This window comes from Hydrogenophaga sp. (assembly GCF_965657535.1).
GTDB lineage: Bacteria > Pseudomonadota > Gammaproteobacteria > Burkholderiales > Burkholderiaceae_C > Hydrogenophaga.
Genome location: NZ_CBFHOP010000002.1, coordinates 287859 through 307941 on the forward strand (window position 1 = coordinate 287859; position 20083 = coordinate 307941).

At 65.6% G+C, this 20083-nt stretch carries 19 protein-coding genes; 4 read left to right on the forward strand and 15 right to left on the reverse strand.

Annotated elements, in window-relative coordinates; translation table 11 throughout:
• The first annotated feature begins 364 nt into the window (after positions 1-364).
• From ACTG4K_RS04135 to ACTG4K_RS04145, 3 genes are all read left to right on the forward strand, one after another.
• Positions 365-1261, forward strand: a complete 897-nt coding sequence (locus ACTG4K_RS04135; RefSeq protein ID WP_439112924.1) for a 5'-nucleotidase — start codon at positions 365-367, stop codon at positions 1259-1261.
• Between the two features lie 105 nt (positions 1262-1366).
• Positions 1367-3157, forward strand: a complete 1791-nt coding sequence (locus ACTG4K_RS04140) for an ABC transporter ATP-binding protein/permease (protein WP_439112925.1) — start codon at positions 1367-1369, stop codon at positions 3155-3157.
• 136 nt (positions 3158-3293) lie between these two features.
• Entirely contained in the window at positions 3294-4535 is a 1242-nt protein-coding gene (locus tag ACTG4K_RS04145; protein WP_439112926.1) for an MFS transporter, read from the forward strand.
• Between the two features lie 111 nt (positions 4536-4646).
• Here ACTG4K_RS04145 and ACTG4K_RS04150 read toward each other — a convergent pair whose 3' ends face one another.
• The 15 genes from ACTG4K_RS04150 to flgB form a co-directional block, all read right to left on the reverse strand.
• Positions 4647-5783 (reverse strand): type I restriction endonuclease, encoded by a 1137-nt coding sequence (locus tag ACTG4K_RS04150; RefSeq protein WP_439112927.1) that lies wholly within the window; start codon positions 5781-5783, stop codon positions 4647-4649.
• Positions 5784-5863: 80 nt separating this feature from the next.
• Positions 5864-6598, reverse strand: coding sequence for a 7-cyano-7-deazaguanine synthase QueC (queC, locus tag ACTG4K_RS04155; protein ID WP_439112928.1), 735 nt, complete (start codon positions 6596-6598; stop codon positions 5864-5866).
• A 56-nt stretch (positions 6599-6654) separates the two neighbouring features.
• Positions 6655-7908, reverse strand: a complete 1254-nt coding sequence (locus tag ACTG4K_RS04160; RefSeq protein WP_439112929.1) for an HDOD domain-containing protein — start codon at positions 7906-7908, stop codon at positions 6655-6657.
• A gap of 35 nt (positions 7909-7943) precedes the next feature.
• On the reverse strand, positions 7944-9158 hold the full coding sequence (gene flgL / locus ACTG4K_RS04165; RefSeq protein WP_439112930.1) for a flagellar hook-associated protein FlgL: 1215 nt from the start codon (positions 9156-9158) through the stop codon (positions 7944-7946).
• Between the two features lie 24 nt (positions 9159-9182).
• On the reverse strand, positions 9183-11096 hold the full coding sequence (gene flgK / locus ACTG4K_RS04170; RefSeq protein WP_439112931.1) for a flagellar hook-associated protein FlgK: 1914 nt from the start codon (positions 11094-11096) through the stop codon (positions 9183-9185).
• A 69-nt stretch (positions 11097-11165) separates the two neighbouring features.
• Complete coding sequence (gene flgJ / locus ACTG4K_RS04175; protein WP_439112932.1) at positions 11166-12035, reverse strand: flagellar assembly peptidoglycan hydrolase FlgJ; 870 nt, start codon at positions 12033-12035, stop codon at positions 11166-11168.
• Between the two features lie 11 nt (positions 12036-12046).
• On the reverse strand, positions 12047-12280 hold the full coding sequence (locus ACTG4K_RS04180; RefSeq protein ID WP_439112933.1) for a hypothetical protein: 234 nt from the start codon (positions 12278-12280) through the stop codon (positions 12047-12049).
• On the reverse strand, positions 12277-13470 hold the full coding sequence (locus ACTG4K_RS04185; protein ID WP_439112934.1) for a flagellar basal body P-ring protein FlgI: 1194 nt from the start codon (positions 13468-13470) through the stop codon (positions 12277-12279). The genes ACTG4K_RS04180 and ACTG4K_RS04185 overlap by 4 nt, the downstream gene beginning before the upstream one ends.
• Positions 13471-13490: 20 nt before the next feature.
• Complete coding sequence (locus ACTG4K_RS04190; RefSeq protein WP_439112935.1) at positions 13491-14195, reverse strand: flagellar basal body L-ring protein FlgH; 705 nt, start codon at positions 14193-14195, stop codon at positions 13491-13493.
• A gap of 193 nt (positions 14196-14388) precedes the next feature.
• Positions 14389-15171 carry a flagellar basal-body rod protein FlgG gene (gene flgG, locus ACTG4K_RS04195; protein ID WP_439112936.1) on the reverse strand — a complete coding sequence of 261 codons (783 nt, stop codon included), beginning with the start codon at positions 15169-15171 and terminating at the stop codon, positions 14389-14391.
• Positions 15172-15322: 151 nt separating this feature from the next.
• Entirely contained in the window at positions 15323-16060 is a 738-nt protein-coding gene (flgF, locus tag ACTG4K_RS04200; protein WP_439112937.1) for a flagellar basal-body rod protein FlgF, read from the reverse strand.
• A gap of 146 nt (positions 16061-16206) precedes the next feature.
• Positions 16207-17421, reverse strand: coding sequence for a flagellar hook protein FlgE (gene flgE / locus ACTG4K_RS04205; RefSeq protein WP_439112938.1), 1215 nt, complete (start codon positions 17419-17421; stop codon positions 16207-16209).
• A 72-nt stretch (positions 17422-17493) separates the two neighbouring features.
• Positions 17494-18159: a flagellar hook assembly protein FlgD gene (locus tag ACTG4K_RS04210; protein ID WP_439112939.1), complete on the reverse strand. Its 666-nt coding sequence runs from the start codon at positions 18157-18159 to the stop codon at positions 17494-17496.
• Positions 18160-18174: 15 nt separating this feature from the next.
• On the reverse strand, positions 18175-18579 hold the full coding sequence (gene flgC, locus ACTG4K_RS04215; RefSeq protein ID WP_439112940.1) for a flagellar basal body rod protein FlgC: 405 nt from the start codon (positions 18577-18579) through the stop codon (positions 18175-18177).
• 10 nt (positions 18580-18589) lie between these two features.
• Entirely contained in the window at positions 18590-18991 is a 402-nt protein-coding gene (gene flgB, locus ACTG4K_RS04220; protein WP_439112941.1) for a flagellar basal body rod protein FlgB, read from the reverse strand.
• Positions 18992-19241: 250 nt separating this feature from the next.
• Here flgB and flgA point away from each other — a divergent pair, with 250 nt between their 5' ends.
• A complete protein-coding gene (gene flgA / locus ACTG4K_RS04225; RefSeq protein WP_439112942.1) occupies positions 19242-20009 on the forward strand; it encodes a flagellar basal body P-ring formation chaperone FlgA in 768 nt (255 codons plus the stop codon).
• Positions 20010-20083 lie beyond the last annotated feature (74 nt).

Sequence of the window (20083 nt, forward strand, 5' to 3'; positions counted from 1 at the left end):
CCCCGCGCCGCGCCGGGAGCCTGTCGGGCTTGGAGCGCCGATAGCGAAAATCGGCCCCAGCGAGGACAGTTTTTGCCGGATTCGCAGGTCCATAGCCACGCTATGGGTCAAGAAGGCGGTAAAAAATGGACCGCTGCGGTCGATTTGCAGCCGGCGACTTCCAAGCACGACAGGCTCCTGAGGGCGCGTCACCCCCCAGGGGGCGATGCGAGTGGACTGGCAAAGCCAGATCCACCGCATCCTGGGATGGGACATCCCGCGCCGGTGAACGCTTCGGCTGGGGTGCTTCCCTGCTCCGCTCGCGCCGTCGCAATTGGGCTACGCTTGCCGCTTCTGTTGGCTTTGTACGCGGAGACTCTGATTTATGCCTGTGACGCTTGATGGACAACTGGTCGTGGCGATTTCTTCGCGGGCGCTGTTCGATTTTGAAGAAGAAAATCGCCTGTTTGAAACGGGCGACGACCGCGCTTACATGAAGCTGCAGCTGGACCGGCTGGAGCAGCCCGCACAGCCGGGCGTGGCGTTTTCGCTGGTGCGCAAGCTGCTGGCGTTCAACGACGCCGACGCGCAGCGCGTCGAAGTGGTGATCTTGTCGCGCAACGACCCGGTGTCGGGCATGCGGGTGTTTCGCTCGGCGCAGCACTACGGCCTGCCCATTCAGCGCGGCAGCTTCACGCGCGGCCAGCCGCCCTGGCGCTACCTGCGTCCGCTACGCGCCAACCTGTTTTTAAGCACCCACCTGGCCGACGTGCGCGCCGCGCTGGACGCCGCTGTGCCCGCCGCGCAGGTGTACCCGCAATCGGTGCACGCGAGCGACGCGCACCCACATGAAGTGCGCATTGCCTTTGACGGCGACGCGGTGCTGTTTTCGGACGAGGCCGAGCGCGTGTACCAGGCCGAGGGCTTGTCGGCCTTTCAGGCGCACGAAGCCAGCCGCGCCGGGCAGCCGCTGGCCGGTGGCCCGTTCAAGCCGTTGCTGGAAGCGCTGCACCGCCTGCAAACCGAAGGCACCAGCAACATGCGTGTGCGCACCGCGCTGGTGACCGCGCGCAGCGCACCGGCGCACGAACGCGCCATTCGCACACTGATGGACTGGGGCATTGACGTGGACGAAGCGATGTTTCTGGGTGGCCTGCCCAAAGGCCCGTTTTTGCGTGAATTCGAGCCCGACTTTTTCTTTGACGACCAGACCGGGCACATCGAATCGGCCTCCATGCACGTGCCTTCGGGGCACGTGGCAGCGGGCATTTCCAACGGCTGAAACCCACGCTCGGGCGGTTACCGCGTCCACAGCGCAGCGAGCGCACGGATGCGCCACCGCCAACCACAGCACCGATAACCATTGGCCTTCTGAAGCGATTGCCCCATGACACTGACCGAAAAATTCCGCAGCTTTAGCCACTTTGCGGGCCAAGTGCGCCGGCTCGCCGCGCCCTATTTCAACTCGGAAGAAAAGTGGCGCGCGCGCGGCCTGCTGGCGGCCATCGTGGCGCTGAACCTGGCGGCGGTGTACATGCTGGTGCTGCTCAACGAGTGGAACCGGGTGTTTTACGACGCGCTGCAAAACAAGGACGCGCCGGTGTTCTGGCGCGAGCTGGGGCGCTTCACCTACCTGGCGTTTGGCTTCATCGTCATTGCGGTCTACCGCTTTTATTTGACGCAACTGCTGGAAATGCGCTGGCGCGCCTGGATGACCGTCCATTACGTCAACCGATGGCTGGCTAGCCAGGCGTTCTACCACCTGGAACTGGCGCGCTTCACGGGCAACAGCAGCGGCGGAGGCGAAAAGACGCCCGACAACCCAGACCAGCGCATCGCCGAAGACATGAACCTGTTCACCAGCTACTCGGTGAGCCTGTCGATGGGACTGCTCAATGCGGTGGTCACGCTGCTCAGCTTCGTGGGCATTTTGTGGACGCTTTCGGGCAGCTTTGCCTTCAGCTTCAACGGCGACGACTTTGTGATTCCCGGCTTCATGGTGTGGATGGCGGTGGTGTATTGCGTGCTGGGCAGCGTCATCACGCACTACATTGGCCGCCCGCTGATTGGCCTGAACTTTCGCCAACAGCGGGTAGAAGCCGACTACCGGCACCACCTGGTGCGGGTGCGCGAATACAGCGAATCCATTGCGCTCGACCGGGGTGAGCCGGTCGAAAAACGCCAGCTGGGCAGCCGCTTTGGCGAGGTGCTGGGCAACTACCTGCAGCTCATTCGCGCGCAAAAGCGGCTCACCTGGTTCACGGTGGGTTTTGGTCAGGCGGCCGTGGTGTTTCCGTTCATCGTCGCCGCGCCGCGCTTTTTCAGTGGCGCCATCCAGCTCGGTGAGCTGATGCAAATTGCATCGGCCTTTGGCCGGGTGCAAGACGCGCTCTCGTGGTTTGTGGACAACTACGACCGCCTGGCCAGCTGGCGCGCCACCACCGACCGCATTACCAGTTTTGAAGCCAGCTTTCAGGCGCTGCAGGCCAGTGCCCACGCACAAACGGTGGCCACACCCCATACCGAAGACGCACTGGCGCTGGACGACCTGCACCTAAGCCTGCCCGGCGGCACCGCCCTGCTCGCGGTGAACGGATTGCAACTCAACCCCGGCGACACGGTGCTGGTGAAAGGCCCATCGGGCAGTGGCAAGTCCACGCTATTTCGCGCACTGGCGGGTATCTGGCCATGGTCTGTGAGCCGGCTGCGCCCACCGGCCGACTTTGACGCCCGTGTGATGTTTCTGCCGCAGCGCCCTTACTTCCCCAACGGCGCCCTGCGCCACGCACTGGCCTACCCCGAGGCGCCCGAGCGCTACACCGACGCAGAATTGCAGCAAGCCCTGACCCACGCCCTGCTGCCGCAGCTGGCCAGCCAGCTCGACACCGAAGACACCTGGGGCCAGAAGCTTTCGGGCGGTGAGCAGCAGCGCCTGGCCATGGCCCGCGCTTTTCTGAAAAAGCCGCGCTGGCTGTTTGTGGACGAAGCCACCAGCGCGCTGGACGAAACCGCCGAAGCCACGCTGTACGAGCGCCTGAACGCCATGGTGGCGCAAGAAAACGGCGCGCTGGTGTCCATTGCCCACCGGCCCACGGTGGCCGCGTTTCACAACCGACAATGGACGCTGGTGCCCAACGAAGCCGGCGACACGCGCTACCGCCTGGTGAACGCGGTGTAACAAGCCACCGCCCGACACAGGCGCTGCAGCGCACGCTGGCCATTTCAGCCACGGGGGTTCGCCGCTGCGCGCGCCGCCTGCATCCCCTTCCCTGGCTTCCTGTCTTCCTGTCTTCCTGTCTTCCTGCTTCACGCCCATGTCCGCCCCCCTATCCACCGACGCCGGTTTGCCCGGTCTTTCCACCCCGTTGGCCCACCCCGGCCGCGCCATGCTGGCGCTGGGCATCGGCAGCTTTGCCATTGGCACCGGTGAATTCGTCATCATGGGCCTGCTGCCCGAGGTGGCACAAGACCTGAGCGTCACCATTCCCCAGGCCGGCCATGTGATCAGCGCTTATGCGCTGGGTGTGGTGGTGGGCGCCCCGGTGCTGGCCGTGCTGGCCGCCACCTGGGGGCGCCGCGCGCTGCTGGTGGCGCTGATGCTGGTGTTTGCACTGGGCAACTTTGCCAGCGCTGCAGCGCCCGGCTATGCCCGGCTCAATGCACTGAGGTTCGCGGCCGGCATGCCGCACGGCACCTACTTTGGCGTGGCCGCGCTGGTGGCGGCCGGGCTCGCCGCGCCGGGCCAGCGGGCGCGCGCCATTGGCCTGGTCATGACCGGGCTCACGCTGGCCACCCTGCTGGGCGTGCCGTTGGCAGCCTGGCTGGGCCAGCTGTTTGGCTGGCGGGCTGCCTTTGTGCTGGTGGGCGCCATGGCCCTGCTCGCTGCCGCGCTCATCCACCGTGAAGTGCCCGCCATGGCCGCCCCGCCCGGCGCCAGCCCGCTGCGCGAGCTGGGCGCGCTGCGCAACCATCAGGTGTGGCTCACGCTGGGCATTGGCGCCATTGGCTTTGGCGGCCTGTTTGCGGTGTTCAGCTATGTGAAGCCCACCATGATCAACGTGGCCGGCCTGCCGCTGGCTGGTGTGCCCGTGGTGCTGGCCCTGTTTGGTCTGGGCATGGTGGTGGGCAATGTGCTGGGCTCGCGCCTGGCCGACCGCGCCCTTATGCCCACCGTGGGCGGCATGCTGGTGTGGTCCATCGTGGTGCTGGTGGCCTATGTGTTCACCGCCCAGAGCGTGGTGCTGGGCGCCATCAACATCTTCCTCATTGGCACCACCGTGGCCATCTGCCCGGCGCTGCAACTGCGGCTGATGGACGTGGCCGGTGAAGCGCAGGTGCTCGCCGCCGCCCTCAACCACTCGGCCTTCAACATGGCCAACGCCCTGGGCGCCTGGATCGGCGGCCTGGCCATCAGCGCCGGCCTGGGCTGGACGTCCACCGGCTGGGTGGGCGCGCTGCTGGCGCTGGCCGGGCTGAGCGTGTTTGCGTGGGCGGTGCTGGACGCCCGCAGGCGCCCCGTTGGGGTGGCCAAGGGGCTGGTGCGGGTGGTGCCGTAGTTCAGTGGCTGGCGCCTGGCGCACTCAAGAGACCTTTGGCCTGAAGTCCCTGCGCACCACGCGGGGCGCGTGAATGTTTTGAGATTGGAATCTGATCTCAACTCACTGGAACTACTTGGCGACAGCATCACCGGCACTCAGCAAAAACGCTAGTGTTGTCTTGAGTCGATCAGCATGGTTAAAAATATCGTCTACACAAGATAAATCCACTACTTCTTCCTCCTTGTTGATTCCGAACAATCCCAATCGAAGACGCTGAGTGTTGTTAAAGCGCAGACGGGCAACTGGCTTTCGGTTGTTGTCGTCAAGGAGGATGGCGCAGTAGCTTTGCGCGTCTCGCATGAATAAACGCTTCGAAGGAACAACGTCCCGGAGGATTGCTCGCATGGAGTGGAAGGCCTCCAGCTCTTCAGGCGAGGTATTTATCAGCCCAGCAATCTCGGTTACGGGAGCAACATTTGTTGCACTCTCTTGTGCGTTCGTCACGGACACAGCAGCTGGCAAGCTGGCAACACTCGCGATGGAAACCGTTTCCGCTGTCATGGCTCCCTTGAGACGCTCGTTTATTCTTGCGCCAATTAACTGTTCAAAGGCCCTCTTGGTCAGCGCGGTGAACTGGTCCCTGATCGCAGGCGTAAAACGACGCGAACCCAACAGGTCGCTGGACACAAGTCGAACGAAGTCCTCTGAAGGCTGGGTGACCCATTCTGAAAGCCGCGCTTGGATCGCTCGGGTGTACTTGAGCTCATTTGCGGTAGCCAAAATGATATCCAAGTCGAATTTGGACTTGGCGAATTTCTTAAGTTCTGCGACATCGCGCTCGCGAAACTCAAGTATGTTGAACTCAAAGAACGGCTTCTCGTCCATTTTGTTGGGTTGTTCCAGATCCGTAAAAAACTTGTAGACCAGCCCATTAGTCAAAACGCCAAACCGTGCTTCGGTGACATGGAAATATCGGAACAACTGACCGGCGTGATTGATGTGCAGATCCGCCCCAGACTTCTTGCACTCAAAAAGCATGATAGGTTTACCGTCACGTAACACCGCATAGTCAACCTTTTCACCTTTTTTCGTACCCACATCGGCGATCAACTCTGGTGTCACCTCCAATGGATTGAAAGGGTCGTACCCTAGGAGCTTGATCATTGGCATGATCATGGAGTTCTTGGTTGCCTCCTCGGTTGAGACCATGTCTCTGGTTGTCGAAATCCGGGTAGCAAGCAGGCGAAGTTCATCGATAAAGTCCACGTCCGTTCCTCTCTTCGTTGATATTTATTATGAAACAGCGATGTTTATACCTGAATTAATTGGTACAAAACGCGTGGTATTCAGCTTTCGCAATACCCCACCCAGCCCCGCGCCCGCAGCTCACAAGCCGGGCAACTGCCGCACCCATAGCCCCAGGCGTGCCGGTGTTCGCGGTTGCCTAGGTAGCAGGTGTGGGTGTGTTCCACGATCAGATCTACCAGTGCCTGCCCGCCGCTGGCCACACCGCTGGCTTCGCCCAGCTCGTGGGCCATTTGCCAGGTGGCGGCTTTGTCGATCCACATGAGTGGGGTGTCGATGAGGAAGCGGTGGTCCATACCGAGGCTGAGCGCCACTTGCAGGGCTTTCATGGTGTCGTCGCGGCAGTCGGGGTAGCCGGAAAAGTCGGTTTCGCACACGCCGGTGACGATGACCTGGATGCCACGGCGGTAGGCGAGCGCGGCGGCCAGCGTCAGGAACAGCAGGTTGCGCCCGGGCACGAAGGTGTTGGGCAGGCCGCTTTCCTCCATACGAAAGGCCATGTCGCGGGTGAGCGAGGTTTCGCTGACGGTGCCGAGCACGGCGAGGTCGAGCACATGGTCCTCCCCCAGGCGCTTGGCCCAGGCGGGGAATTGCTGGCGCAGCTGGCGCAGCACGACCAGGCGGGCTTGCAGCTCAACGCTGTGGCGCTGGCCGTAGTCGAAGCCGATGGTTTCGACGCGGGGATAGCGCGCGAGGGCATGGGCAAGGCAGGTGGTGGAGTCTTGCCCGCCTGAAAACAGGACGAGGGCGCTGGTGTGGTGGGGCGTGGTGCTCATGGGCGCGATGGTAGCGCCGTGGCTGTTGCGGTGCCCGCGCCGGGACCGCAGCCGTTTCAGAGCAACCGCTGGGAGCGCTTGCCGGCGTGGTCGCGGCTGGTGGCGAGCATGCGGATGAGGGCGCGGTTGGCGTGTTCGAGCGATATCTCGTGGCGCTCGCAAAGGGCGGGCAGCTGGCGCAGTTGGTCGGGGTTGCCCTGGGCCTGGGCCACGTCGAGCAGCGGGAAGTACGGGCCGTCTCGCCGCGTCACGGCCTCCAGCACGCGGCCCGACAAGGGCAGCTTACCGAGCAGTTCCCCCAGCGGTTTTTGCATCAGGCGGTCGAGCTGGGCAAACAGCGCGGTGGTGTAGACCTCAGCGCGCAGGTTGTCTTCGGAACCGGGCTCCAGCAGGTGCTGGGCGAGGCGCGAGCGCATGACCATGGCGTAGCGCACGGGGTGCAGCTCGGGGTTGTTGTCGCTGCCGGGCAACTGGTCGTGCAGCCAGCGGCCGAGCGCGGTGAAGCCGAGCATCATCAGCGCGTGGCGCAGCGAGTCGATGTCGCGTCGCAGCCCAAAGGCGGCGGAGTTGACGAGCAGCAGCAGGCGGTACACGAGCACGGGGTCTTGGCGCACCAGACGCTCCAGGTGTTCAAGCGAGCTTTCGTCGTCAATGGCTTGCAAGATCTGCTCGATCACGCGGGTGTCGCAGGCGAGCGGCTGGTGGCGGTGGGCGAAGAGCACGTCTTCGTCGGGCCAGCCCAGCAGGCCCCAGGCGCCGGCTTGGTCGAGGCAGACGGCGGCGAGATGGCGGTCGGCAATGCCTTGGTAGATTTGCCCGGGACACAGCGCGGCAGGCATGGGCGCGGCAAAGGGGTGGCCTGACGCTTGCTGCGCATGGGCCCGCAGCGCCTGCAAAGTGTCTTCGGGACTCAGGCTGAGCAGGCTGCGTGCGTCCAGCGGCGCATTGAACGCGCTGCAGGTGGCTGAGGGGCCCGCGTAGCGCAGCAGTTGGTGGCCATTGCGCTGGGCCACGGCCAGGCGGGCCAGGCTTTCGGGCGTTTCAAACAGGGCGGCGGGCACTTCCAGCCAGGTGTTGTGCACGGGCGGGCACACCAGCGCCTGCTGCAGCAGCGTGGGGGAATCGACCGACAGCATGAGCACCGGGGCGGCGGCAGGCCAGTCGCTGCCCAGCAGCTGCAGCAGGTGCTGGGCGTCCACCGATTCGGGGTGGGTGGTGTGCACCCGCAGGCGCACCGCGGCCAGCTGGCGGGCGGCGTTCCAGACCGGCTGGTAGCCCAAGGCAATGCTGTCTAAAACGGTGTGGCTCATCATGGTATGGCAGCCCGGTGGCGAGAATGCGGGGGTCAGCCCACGTACTGGAACAGCGACAGGCGCTGCACCTGGGCGTAGGACTTGAGCGCGGCTTCCAGGCCCACTTGCTGGCTCTGGAAGTCTGAAATGCCTTGCACCATGTCAAGGTCTTCCAGGCGCGAGCGTTCGGTCTGGTAATCCACAGCACGGTCACCCAGCAGGCCGTCGATGGCTTCGGCGCGGTTGAGCCATTCGCCCGACTGGCTGCGCGCCTGCAGCACGCGGTCGTGCCCGGCGTCGAGTTCAGCCAGGGTGCGCGACAGGGTGTGGGTGAGCGGCGTGCTGCCGCTGGCGGTGGCACGCAGGGCGTCGATGGTGTCTTGCACCACCTTGAAGATGTTGGTGGGGCCGGTGGTGGGACTCACGTTGACGGTGTCGCCATCCGCCGGGTTGCCAGTCATCTGAAACGACATGCCGTCGAACTCAATGGCCTTGCCCGGCAGGTAGGGCAGGTCGGTTTGCCCGGACACGGGCACGCCCGTGGTGCTGTTGGTGACGCTGTATTGCATGGCGCCACCGACGTTGGCAAAGCCCACGCTGTAGGCGTGTCCAGTGAGGGCCGAGGGGTTGGTGACCTGGCCCACGTCGGTGCGCACGCCGCCGGTGTTGCTGGCCGAGAGGCCGAGCGTGAAGCTGCCGTTGCCTTGGGGAATCCGCATCCAGATGGCTTCGCCGTCGAGCGCTTGTGGCAGGCTGTTGTTGCCGGCGGCTTCCTGGCCGCGCAGGCCTTCAAAGCCCACGGCCGAGCCGCTGGCGTTGTACACATCCACAAACGGCGTGGACGAACCGCCCAGGCCGCCAAACAGGGTGCGCCCGGCGCTGTCTTTGCGGTTGGCCACCGACAGCATCTGCTCGCGCAGGCCTTCAAGCTGGGTGGCCAGGTCGCGGTGTTCACGCGGGCCGTAGGTGGCGTTGCCGGCGGCGATCATGAGCTCGCGCACCTGCTGAATCAGCTCGCCAGACTCGCCCAGCGCGCTTTCGGCCTGGGCCAGGCTGGTGCGAGAGGCTTCCACGGCGCGCAGGTCGGCGGTCACACGCGAGAGCCGGTTTTGCGCGGTTTCCGAGAGCACGGCCGCCACCGGGTCGTCGCTGGCGCGCTGCACCCGCTTGCCGGTGGAAATGCGCTCTTGCTGCGCGTTGAGCTCGCCCTGGCGCTTGACCAGGTTGGAGATCGTGTTGTCGTAGCTGTTGGCGGTGGCGACTCTCATGGGGTGTCCTTACCGGGCCGGCGTTCAGCGGCCCACGGTTTGCAGCAAGGTGTCAAACGTGCTTTGCGCCACCTGCAGAAACTTGGCGGCCGCCTGGTACGACTGCTGGAACTGCAGCAGCCGGGCGGCCTCTTCGTCCAGGTTCACGCCGGACACCGCCGCGCGGGCGTTGTCTGCGCTGCTGGCCACCTGGCTGGAATAGCCGGTGGCAAATTGGGCGCCCTGCACCTGGGTGCCCAGCACCGAGAGCAGGCTGCTGTAGCCGTCGGCCAGCGACACGCCGTCAAACGTGGCCAGGTCGCGCAGCGCCAGCACGGCTTTGACGTTGCCGCTGTTTTGGGGTGTGGAGCCCGCCGGTGCGGCGGCCACGGTGAAACTGTCGCCGCCCGCTGGGCTGCCGCGCAGGGTCAGGCTCCAGCCGTTGAACTGCAGGGCCTTGCCGGGGGTGTAGTTGTAGCTCGGGGGTGGGCCGGCGTTGTCGGGGGCGGGGTTGCCCGGTCCCAGGCCGGTGGCGGTGAAGCTGCCGTCGGCCAAAAACGTGAGGGTGACCGGGTCGGTGAGGTTGGCCGAGGGCGAAACCGCGTACAGGGTCTCGATGCTCATACCGCCGGCGTTGGTGGCGCCGGGCGTCACCTGCACCGGGCTGGCCGAGGCCAGGCGGTCGGGGGCGCCCAGGGCCACCTGCATGTTGCGCGCAGCGTCGGCAAAAGGCCGCACGCGGAAGCTGTCGCCCGGGTTGGCGGCGCCGGCGGTCACGCCAAAGCGCAGCCCATCCAGCTCGGCTGGCAAGCTGGCAAATGCGGTGCTCACACCGTCGGACAGGCGCACCACGTTGACGCCCAGCGCGTCAAAGCGCACCTCGTAGTCAGAGGCCTTGAGCGCGGTGGGATCGCTCACCGTGGCAGCCAGTTCGGCCGAGCCGGTGTTGGCCACAGCGGGCATGCCCGCGCTGGGAGCGGCCGGCACAAAGAAGTCGGCACCCGCGTTGCCCTTGAGGTCCACACCCAGGCGGTGCTGGGTGTTCATTTCGGTGTTCAGCGCCAGCGCCATGCGGCCCAGCAGGTTTTGCATCTGCGGCAGGTCTTGCCCCAGAAAGCTGAGCAAGCCGCCCAACTGCCCGCCCACCGAAGCGTCGTCCAGCAGTTGCGTGGTGCCCCCCTGCACAAAGCCGATGTGCAGGCGCGAGGGGTCCACACTGTCGCGCACCGTGGCGAGGGTGTTGGCGCGCTGCCCCAACACCAGCGGCTGGCTGCCGGCCACAAACACGCTCATGGAGCCGTCGTCGGACGCCACGGCGCTGATCTGTACGTATTGGCTGAGCTCGCCCAGCAAGGCGTCGCGCTGGTCCAGCAGGTCGTTGGGTTCGCCGGTGGTGCCCTGGCTTTCAACGATGCGCTGGTTGACCTTGGCGATGTCTTGCGCCAGCCGGTTGATGGAGGTGACCGAGCTGTCCAGCTGCATGCGCCCGCTGTAGGCCAGCGAATCGATTTCGCCCGCCGTGTCGCGCAAGCGGGCGGCAAGGTCTTCGGCCCGCGCCAGCACCACCACCCGCGCCGACAGGTTGGTGGGTGAAGACGCCACGTCCGACCAGGCGTTGAGCATGTTGTTGATGGCTGCGCCCATGCCACCTTCGCCAATGGGGAACAGGCCTTCCAGCTGCTGCATGCGCGAGAAGCGCTCGCTGTCGGCGGCGGCTACCGAGGTGGCCAGTTGCGCTTCACGCGTCAGGTAGGCGCTGTGGGTGCGGCTCACGGTGCCAATCTCGACCCCTTTGCCGTAGTAGTTGCCACCCAGCGTCTGGTAGCCCGCGGTCTGCATCGTCACCGACTGGCGCGAATAGCCGGCGGTGTTGGCGTTGGCAATGTTGTGGCCAATGACCTGCAGAGTGGCCAGGTTGGCGTTCAGGGCGCGGGAGCCAATGTTGAGTGCGGCAGACATGTCAGAAACTCCCCCAACCGGAACGGGCGGGGCACGTCAGCCACCAGGCGCGGGCCAGCCAGCGGGCGCTCATGACTGGGCGCGCTGAATGTTCAGCGTGGTGTTGATGGCGCGGCTGAGCTTGGCGGCGTATTGCGGGTCGGTGGCGTAGCCGGCCTGTTGCAAACCGGTGGCAAAGCCGTGAACCGAACCCATCTGGTCCATCACCTTGTCGTAGCGCGGGCTGTTGCCAATAAGGCGGGCGTAATCGCGAAACGAGTCGGCGTACGAGTCGTAGGCGCGGAACTTGGCGGTCACTTTGCGGGGCTCGCCGTTGGTGTATTCGGTGGTGGTGATCTCGGCCACTTTGCCCTTCCAGCCGCCCGTGGCCTTGATGCCAAACAGGTTGAACGACGGCGCGCCGTCGGCATGGCGAATTTCGCTCTTGCCCCAGCCGGTTTCGTGGCCGGCCTGGCCGATCATGAAGCTGGCCGGAATGCCCGTTTCGCGTGACACAGCGGCAGCCGCCTGGCTGTGCTGCGACACAAAACCGGCCTGGCGCGGCCCGGCGCTGGCGCGGCTTACCGTGCTGGGCTCGCTGGCCTCGGGCAGCGCGCGGGTAGCGCCGTTGAGCGCATCGCGTGCGGCCGCAGCGGGGTCGATCTGGCGGCCCAGCTGGCGCTCAATGGCTTCGGACAAACCGCCCGGCAAGCCCGAGAGCTGCACGGCAAACTGCTGGTCGAGCAGGTCGGTGCCCAGGTTGCTGCCCTCGCCGTCCATCAGGCCCGACTTCTCGGTGGCCTCGCGCATGCTCTTGATGAGCTCGCGCATGAACAGCGATTCAAACTGCTTGGCCGCCTCTTTCAGCGCCGCCTTGTCGCCCTTGGCACCCGCAGCCCCGCTGCCGTAGCGCAACGCGTTGAGCGCGTTCGGGTCGGCGGCAAGGCCTTGGGTGGACATGGACAAGGGGTTCACACCAGCCTCCCGAGCGCAGACGCTGACACCACACGCCGGCGATTGGCCACCGCCACCACGCGCAACATGCCCGTGGTGGCGCAGCGCTGGGTGCAAACGGAGATCGCAACCGCACGCACAGCCAGCCCCCAGCCGGGAACACCGTGGAACTGGCTTTGCCAGGCCGCAGGTGTTGCCCCTTGAGGGGCTGAGCGGCTACGCACAGCGAGCAAGCGATGGGGGTGGTTCATATGACTTCCAGTTCGGCGTTCATAGCGCCCGAGGCCTTGATGGCCTGCAGAATGGCCAGCAGGTCTTGCGGCGTGGCGCCCAGCGAATTGAGCACGCGCACCACGTCCGACAGCTGGGCCGCTGCGGGCATGGCAATCAGCGACCCGGTGTCCTGGCTGATCTGGATGTCGGCTTTTTCGCTCACCACCGTCTGGCCGCCGGTGGACAGCGGGTTGGGCTGGCTGATGACCGGGGTGGAGCTGATGCTGACCGTGAGGTTGCCGTGAGACACAGCGCACGCCCCGAGCGTGACCGCCTGGTTCATGACGATGGAGCCAGTGCGCGAGTTGATGATGACGCGGGCCATGGGGGTGGACGCTTCCAGGCGCACCTCTTCCACCGCCGCCAGAAAACCCACGCGGGCGTTCGGGTCGGCCGGGGCGCGCAGGCGCACCACGCGCCCGTCCACCGCGCTGGCCACGCCGGCGCCCATCGCAAGGTTGATGGCTTCGGTGACGCGGCTGGCGGTTTGAAAATCGGTTGAATTCAAGCCCAGGTCAATGGTTTCGCCGAGCGCAAACGGGGTGTCCACCGTGCGCTCGACCTGCGCACCACCCGGAATGCGGCCTGCGCTCAGGTGGTTGATCTGCACCTTGCTGCCGCCGGCAGAAGCGCCCGCACCGCCCACCAGCAGGTTGCCCTGGGCCAGCGCATAAATTTCACCGTTGGCACCCTTGAGCGGCGTGGTGATGAGGGTGCCGCCGCGCAGCGATTTGGAATTGCCGATGGACGAGACGGTGACGTCGATCGTCTGGCCGGGCTGCGCAAACGCAGGCAACTGCGCCGTGACCAGCACCGCCGCGACGTTTTTCAGCTGCATGCTGCCACCGGGCGGCAGCGAGAGCCCGAGCTGTTGCAAATAGTTTTGCATGCTCTGCGCGGTATAGGGCATCTGGGTGGTCTGGTCGCCGGTGCCGTCCAGCCCCACCACCAGGCCATAGCCGGTGAGCTGGTTGCTGCGCACGCCCTGCACCGCCGCAATTTCCTTCACGCGAATGGCCTGCGCTGCCGCCGGCTGGGCCAGACCCAGTGCGGCCCCAAGCAGCAGCAGCCCACTCAGCACATGCCACCCGCTGGGGCGCACTGCGCGACGCGTGAACAGGCGGCGGCTGGATGCGATACCCATGATCGGCAGATAGTCGGATTTCATGAGCCCAATGCTATGCACCCTCAGAACGGGATAACGCTCAAAAAGAACCGTCCCAACCAGCCAATTGAAAGCGCTTCACCTTGCGCACCTCTGCCACGCGACTCCACGCGCGCGTTGGCCACCTGGGTGGACGCGACCACATTGCCGGGCCGAATCTGGCGTGGGTCCACCGTGCCGCTGAAGCGCAACACGTCCACGTTCTGGTTCACGCCAATCTGTTTTTCACCGGCCACCACCAAATGGCCGTTGGGCAGCACCTCCAACACGGTGGCGGTGATCGAGCCTTCAAACTTGTTTTCGCTCTGGGTGTTGCCCTTGCCGGCAAAGGTGTTGCTGGACTCGGCGCCGGTCTTGAGTTTGTCCAGCAGCGGCGCCTTGAGGAACGGCAGCGCCGACACGCTGGCCGAGGCCTCACCCGAACGGTCGATGTTGGCCGACGACTTCTGGCTGGCGGTGATGTTTTCCGAAATCTGGATGGTCAGCGTGTCACCCGGCAGTCGTGCGCGCGGGTCTTCAAACGCCGGGCGGTAGCTGGCCGCCCGAAACAAGCTGCCGCTGGCCGGCGCAGTGGCTGCAGGCGCGGCGGCATAGCGCACCGGTGTGACCGGCACCACGTCCACCTGCGGCGTCTGGCGCAGGGTTTCGCAACCCGCGCTCAGCACCGCCAGCACCAGCAGCGCCGATGTGCGCAGCTGCCAAGAAGAGGGAATAACCAGATGTTTCATGTCAAGCTTTCAAGCAACCGACCGATACAAGCCACAAGGCCAAGCGCGAGCGCCCAGAGCGCAAAACCAGAAAAAAAGCAGCCAGCAAACAAGCCCCCGCTGGATCGCCAAGGAGCCCGATGCGCCGGGGCCGCCCGCGTGGCTCCCGGCGGGGTGCAGCCGCTGCCAGCAGCGCGCCGCAGACGGCGCCGGGTCAGAGCTGCGCCAGCCGCTGCAACATCTGGTCGCTGGTCTGTATGGCTTTCGAATTCATCTCGTAGGCGCGCTGGGTCTGGATCATGGTCACCAGCTCCTGCACCACGTTCACGTTGGACGTTTCCACAAAACCCTGCATCACCGTGCCCATGCCGGCGCCGCCGGGTGCGCCGTTCACGGGGTTGCCCGAAGCCTGGCTTTCGGCAAACAGGTTTTGCCCGCGCGGCTCCAGACCGGCCGGGTTGATGAAGTTGGCGAGTTCGATGTTGCCCACCACCGCAGGCGCAGGGTTGGCGGGCAGCTTGACCGACACCACACCGTCGCTGGAGACGGTGATGCTCTCCGCGTCGGCCGGAATGGTGATGCCCGCCGTGAGCGGGTAGCCGCTGCTGGTGACCATGCGGCCCTGGGCGTCCAGCTGCAGGCTGCCGTCGCGGGTGTAGCCCACGGTGCCGTCGGGCATTTCCACCTGCAAGAAACCACCGCCGTTGATGGCCAGGTCCAGGTTGTTGCCGGACTGCTGCAAGCTGCCCTGCGCAAACGAGCGGCTGGTCGCCACGGTGCGCACACCCAGGCCCAGCTGCAGGCCGGTGGGCAGCTCGCTTTGTTCGGCGGTGTTGGCACCCACCTGGCGCAGGTTTTGGTACATCAGGTCTTCAAACACGGCGTTGACGCGCTTGAAACCGTTGGTGGAGGTGTTGGCCAGGTTGTTGGAAATCACGTCCAGCTGGGTCTGCTGGGCCTGCATGCCGGTCTTGGAAATGTGCAGGGAATTGATCATGGGGTGCTCCTTGTTTCGGTCTGTTCAATGGCGCTGCCGCGCCGCAAAGTCGCCCACTGCGCGTGCTGCGGTCCTGCCGGGGACACCAACGGGCTGGCTTTGCCAGACGGCCGGTGTCGCCCCCGGGGGTGACGCGAAGCGGCGCGGGGGGTCATCCATTCATGCTGAGCAGCTGGCCGGCCGTCTTGTCGTTGGCCTCGCCGTTCTGCAACATGCGCATCTGCACTTCAAACTGGCGTGCCACGGCGATCATTCCCACCATGGCTTCAATCGGGTTCACGTTGCTGCCTTCCAGCGCACCGCTTTGCACGCGGGCTGTGGCGTCGGCCGGCAACGGGTCGCCCAGGGGGCCACGAAACAGGCCGTCGCCGCCGCGCTGCAAGCGGTTGTCTTCATCGGGCGTGACCAGCTTGAGCCGGCCCAGCGCCTGCGGCGGCTGGCCGCTCACACGCGCGCTGACGGTGCCGTCTTCGCCAATGTCCACCTGTGCGCCGGCAGGCGCCACCAGCGGGCCGGCGTCGCTCAGCAGGGGAAGGCCCTGGGCGTTCACCACGGTGCCGTCGGTGTTCACTTCCAGCGCACCGGCGCGGGTGTAGGCCTCGGTGCCGTCCAGCGCCTGCACCGCCAGGTAGGCGTTGCCGCGCGCGGCCACGTCCAGGTTGCGCCCGGTGTGGGTGATGGGGCCGGGCGCATCCGAATGGCCGGCCGTGGCTTCCAGCGCAAACACGCGGGTGCTGGCGCCGTCGCCCCGAATCGGCGCCGCCCGGAAGGTCGACAACTCGGCCCGAAAACCGGGCGTGGATGCATTGGCCAGGTTGTTGGACAACAACTGTTGCCGGTGCTGCGCCGCACTGGCGCCGGTCATGGCGGTGTAGATCATGCGGTCCATGCGGGACTCCGGAATGTGTGGCGATGGGTACCGAAAACAGACCACCGCATCGCGCGAAGGGCCTTGGCCCCAGGGCACCGCGGAACCGGCTTTGCCGGGCCGCCAGTGCCGCCCCTGCAAGGGGGTTGCGCGCAGCGCGGCGGGGGTTATCTGAGGTTCAGCAAGGTGCTGAACACCTGGTCTTGCGTCTTGATGGTCTGGGCATTGGCCTGGTAGGCGCGCTGCGCAGTCATCATGCTGACCAGCTCGCTCGTGATGTCGATGTTGGAGTCTTCCAGCGCACCAGCGCGCAGGCTGCCGAACTTGCCCTCGCCGGGCGCGCCGTGCACCGGCTCACCGGTGGCATAGTTGGCCTGCCAGTTGCCGTTGCCGGTGGGTTGCAGGCCCTGCACGTTGCGGAAGTTCACCAGCGCGATCTGCCCCGCAGCACGGGTCTGCCCGTTGGAATAGCTGGCGGTGATCACACCGCCCTCGTTGATCTTCAGGCTCGTGAGTTCGCCAGGGCGGTAGCCGTCTTGCTCCAGGTTGTTCACAGCAAAGTCAATACCAAACTGGGTCACCGACCCGAGATTGAGTTCGACCGGAAAGGTCACGGCCGGGTCATTGGGCGAAGCCAGCGTGAGCGGCGGAATCACCGACGTGGAACTCAGCGTGCCGTCGATGTTGAACGCCAACGTGAACGGCACAGAGGCGGCGGGGTCGCTGCCGTTGACGCTGGTGTACACGTTCCACTGGTTCACGCCCGTCTTTTCAAACGCCAGGCCGACCGGAATTTCCAGGCCCTGCGGGTCGTAGGCCACCACCGAGGTGCCGTACTTGGACAGTGGCGTGGGCGGCGTGGCGGTGGCGGCCACCGGTGCGCGCGCGTCGAGGTTGAATTCGGCCGCAATGCTGCTGGTGGCGCGCGCCGGAATGGGCCCGCCCGTGGGCAGGCTCAAGGGCTGTGCGGTGAAGCTCAACCGGGTGCCTGCGGGGTCGGTTGGGTAGCCCATGAGCTGGCCGCCAATGTTGGTCACCACCTGGCCTTCGTTGTTCAGCTTGAACATGCCCGCGCGGCTGTAGGCCATGGTGCCGTTGGGCATGGTCAGTTCGTAGAAGCCGTTGCCGTTGATGGCCACGTCCAGGTCGTTGCCGGTGACGGTGATGTTGCCCTGGGTAAACACCTGTGTGGTGGCGGCCACGGTCACGCCAATGCCGGCGTTGGTGCCGCCCGAGGCATTGAGGGAGCTGGCGTAGACCTCGGAAAACTCGGCCCGCGACGCTTTCATGCCCACCGTGTTGGCGTTGGCGATGTTGTGGCCAATGATGTCCAGGTTTTTGCTGGAGCTGTTGAGGCCAGAGAGTCCTTGCTGAAACGACATGGTGGAGTCCTTTGGGTCGGGAAAATGGGGATGGGATGGAGGTCGGTAGGGGTGGCGGTGGCGGTGGCGGGCTTACATGAACGCCCGCACCTGGCTGTAGGCCAGGGTGCGGCCGTCCTGCAGCTGCAGGTTCATGGCGCCTGAAGCAAAGCCAACCGACGACACCGACAGCTGCATGAGCGGGGTGGCAGCCACTGGCTGGCCCCCCTGCGTGGCCCGAATCTGGAAGCTGCCCACGCTGGCGGGGCGGGTGTCTTGCGCGTCCCAGTTGAACGCGTGCTGGCCTGGGCCCAGTGCGCCCAGGTTCACGCTGCCCAACAGCGCACCGTTGGTGCCGATCACGTCCACCGTGACCTGGCTGGCGGCGGCGTCCAGCGCAATGGCGCCCTTGCCCACGCTGCCATCAAATGTGAGCTGGCTGCCTTCCACCAGCGCCTGGCGCCCAATGAGCGAGGTGCCTTGCATCGCCTGCATGGCGCTGTATTGCTCGGCCATGCCTTTGAGCGTGAGGTTGAGTTCCTGGATGCCGCTGACCGTGTTGATCTGCGCCATCTGGGTCGTCATTTGCGCGTTGTCCATCGGGTTGAGTGGGTCCTGGTTGTTGAGCTGCGCGACGAGCAGCTTCAAGAACCGGTCTTGCGAGGCCTGCGGGCTGGTGGCGTTGCTGGCCGACGTGCTGCCGGTGGAGCTGCCCACGGTGGTGCCGAGGTTGCTGAGGTCAAGGGGTGAAGAAAGCATGGTGCGGCGTCCGGTTTATTGGCCCATCTGGAGCGTTTTGAGCAACAGCGACTTGGCCGTGTTCATGACCTCGACGTTGTTTTGGTACGAACGCGAGGCCGAAATCATGTTGACCATCTCCTCCACCGGGTTCACGTTGGAATGGGTCACGTAGCCCTCGCCGTCGGCGCTGGGGTGGCCCGGGTTGTGCACACGCCGCCCAGGCTCCTCGCTCTCGCGGATGTCCTGCACCTTCACGCCGGCCGAGCCGGATGCGCCCATGGGCACGGTTTGAAACATCACCTGGCGGGCCTTGTAAGACTGGCCATCGGGCCCAGCCACCGCGTCGGCGTTGGCCAGGTTGCTGGCCACCACGTTGAGCCGCTGCGACTGCGCACTGACCGCGCTGCCCGAGACCCCGAAGATGGAAAACATCGACATGCGGAACTCCTTATTGGCCGGTGATGGCGCTGAGCATGGTTTTCACATGCCCATTGATGAAGCGCAGCGTGGACTCGTAGCGGATGCTGTTGTCCACAAAATTCGCGCGCTCGCGGTCCAGGTCCACCGAGTTGCCGTCCTGGCTGGGCTGGGTTTGCACGGTGTAGGCCATGTCCGGATTGCCGGCACCGGCTGCGCCCAGGCGCATGTGCTGCGCGCTGGTCACGCTCACCGCTGGGCGCGCCGTGCTGCCCGACGCCGCCTGCAGCGCCTTGGCAAAGTCAAAGTCCCGCCCCACGTAGCCAGGCGTGTCGGCGTTGGCGATGTTGCTGGCAATCACCTGCTGGCGCTGGGAACGCAGCACCAGCGCGTTGGCCTGGAAGTCCAACCGGGCGGTCATCTGTTCAAGCATGTGCACCTCTGCGCGGGGTTAAGGGGAAGGCAAAAGCGGCCAGCTTTCACCGGGATGAAGGCAAGTATGGGGAAACTTGAGGCTGCGCAATGGCCGAAACAAACGGCACATTGCCGGGTATTTCGCTGCTTTGTTCTGGCCAGCCCCGGCCTACAGTGATCCCCTGCCGGCATGGACGCCGCGCTCCACCAGCGCCCGTGTTTCACCCATGCCCGTCGCCCCCCGCCCGGGGCTTTGCCAGGGGAATTCGATGCACCACCACAAACACCACCCCAAGCGCCCGAGCCGGTGCACGCCGCTGGCGGCTCTGGCCTGCATGCTGCTGGCCACGTTGGCCCAGCCTGCCAACGCGCAAGCACAAATGGCGCCCCGCGGCGACAGCGCAGCGCTGCAGCAGCTGGCACGCGACTTTCTGGAGCCTTCGCTGGCCACGGCCATGGGGCAAACCGATGGGGCGCCCCTGCGGGCCGAGGTGGTGATGGGCGCGCTGGACAGCCGCCTGCGCCTGGCGCCTTGCGCCCGGGTCGAACCCCACATGCCCCCGGGCACCCGGCTGTGGGGCCGCAGCCGCATTGGGCTGCGCTGCGTGGACGGCACCACCCGCTGGAACGTGTTTTTGCCCGTGACCGTGAAAGCCTGGGGACCCGCCTGGGTGCTGACCCGCTCCATCACCGCCGGGACGCCCCTGACACAAGAAGACGCCGAAATGGCCGAAATCGACTGGGCCGAGCAACCAGCCAGCGTGCTGGCCAACCCGGCGCTGTGGGTGGGCCAGGAAGCGGCCTACACCCTGCTGCCCGGCCAGGCGCTGCGCCAACACATGGTGCGCCCGGCCCAGGCCTTTGCCGCCGGGTCGCAGGTGCGGGTCACCCAGTCGGGCACTGGTTTTCAGATTGCGGTCACGGGCCAGGCCCTTGCCGCCGGCCAGATCGGGCAGACCACCCGCGTGCGCCTGGCCAGCGGCCGGGTGGTGACCGGTCTGGTGCGCGACGGGCAAACGGTTGAACTGGCGCTGTAAAAAATACCCTGCAACACCCCGAATGCCGTTTTGCCACCGTTTTGCGTGACGTATTCAACAAAAAAGACCTCAAG

What these genes read in the sequence shown, in the direction of transcription:
- ACTG4K_RS04135 (WP_439112924.1), top strand. Translation starts at nt 365, where the DNA reads ATGCCTGTGACGCTTGATGGACAACTGGTCGTGGCGATTTCTTCGCGG.
- ACTG4K_RS04140 (WP_439112925.1), top strand. Translation starts at nt 1,367, where the DNA reads ATGACACTGACCGAAAAATTCCGCAGCTTTAGCCACTTTGCGGGCCAA.
- ACTG4K_RS04145 (WP_439112926.1), top strand. Translation starts at nt 3,294, where the DNA reads ATGTCCGCCCCCCTATCCACCGACGCCGGTTTGCCCGGTCTTTCCACC.
- queC (WP_439112928.1), bottom strand. Translation starts at nt 6,598, where the DNA reads ATGAGCACCACGCCCCACCACACCAGCGCCCTCGTCCTGTTTTCAGGC.
- ACTG4K_RS04160 (WP_439112929.1), bottom strand. Translation starts at nt 7,908, where the DNA reads ATGAGCCACACCGTTTTAGACAGCATTGCCTTGGGCTACCAGCCGGTC.
- flgL (WP_439112930.1), bottom strand. Translation starts at nt 9,158, where the DNA reads ATGAGAGTCGCCACCGCCAACAGCTACGACAACACGATCTCCAACCTG.
- flgK (WP_439112931.1), bottom strand. Translation starts at nt 11,096, where the DNA reads ATGTCTGCCGCACTCAACATTGGCTCCCGCGCCCTGAACGCCAACCTG.
- flgJ (WP_439112932.1), bottom strand. Translation starts at nt 12,035, where the DNA reads ATGTCCACCCAAGGCCTTGCCGCCGACCCGAACGCGCTCAACGCGTTG.
- ACTG4K_RS04180 (WP_439112933.1), bottom strand. Translation starts at nt 12,280, where the DNA reads ATGAACCACCCCCATCGCTTGCTCGCTGTGCGTAGCCGCTCAGCCCCT.
- ACTG4K_RS04185 (WP_439112934.1), bottom strand. Translation starts at nt 13,470, where the DNA reads ATGAAATCCGACTATCTGCCGATCATGGGTATCGCATCCAGCCGCCGC.
- ACTG4K_RS04190 (WP_439112935.1), bottom strand. Translation starts at nt 14,195, where the DNA reads ATGAAACATCTGGTTATTCCCTCTTCTTGGCAGCTGCGCACATCGGCG.
- flgG (WP_439112936.1), bottom strand. Translation starts at nt 15,171, where the DNA reads ATGATCAATTCCCTGCACATTTCCAAGACCGGCATGCAGGCCCAGCAG.
- flgF (WP_439112937.1), bottom strand. Translation starts at nt 16,060, where the DNA reads ATGGACCGCATGATCTACACCGCCATGACCGGCGCCAGTGCGGCGCAG.
- flgE (WP_439112938.1), bottom strand. Translation starts at nt 17,421, where the DNA reads ATGTCGTTTCAGCAAGGACTCTCTGGCCTCAACAGCTCCAGCAAAAAC.
- ACTG4K_RS04210 (WP_439112939.1), bottom strand. Translation starts at nt 18,159, where the DNA reads ATGCTTTCTTCACCCCTTGACCTCAGCAACCTCGGCACCACCGTGGGC.
- flgC (WP_439112940.1), bottom strand. Translation starts at nt 18,579, where the DNA reads ATGTCGATGTTTTCCATCTTCGGGGTCTCGGGCAGCGCGGTCAGTGCG.
- flgB (WP_439112941.1), bottom strand. Translation starts at nt 18,991, where the DNA reads ATGCTTGAACAGATGACCGCCCGGTTGGACTTCCAGGCCAACGCGCTG.
- flgA (WP_439112942.1), top strand. Translation starts at nt 19,242, where the DNA reads ATGCACCACCACAAACACCACCCCAAGCGCCCGAGCCGGTGCACGCCG.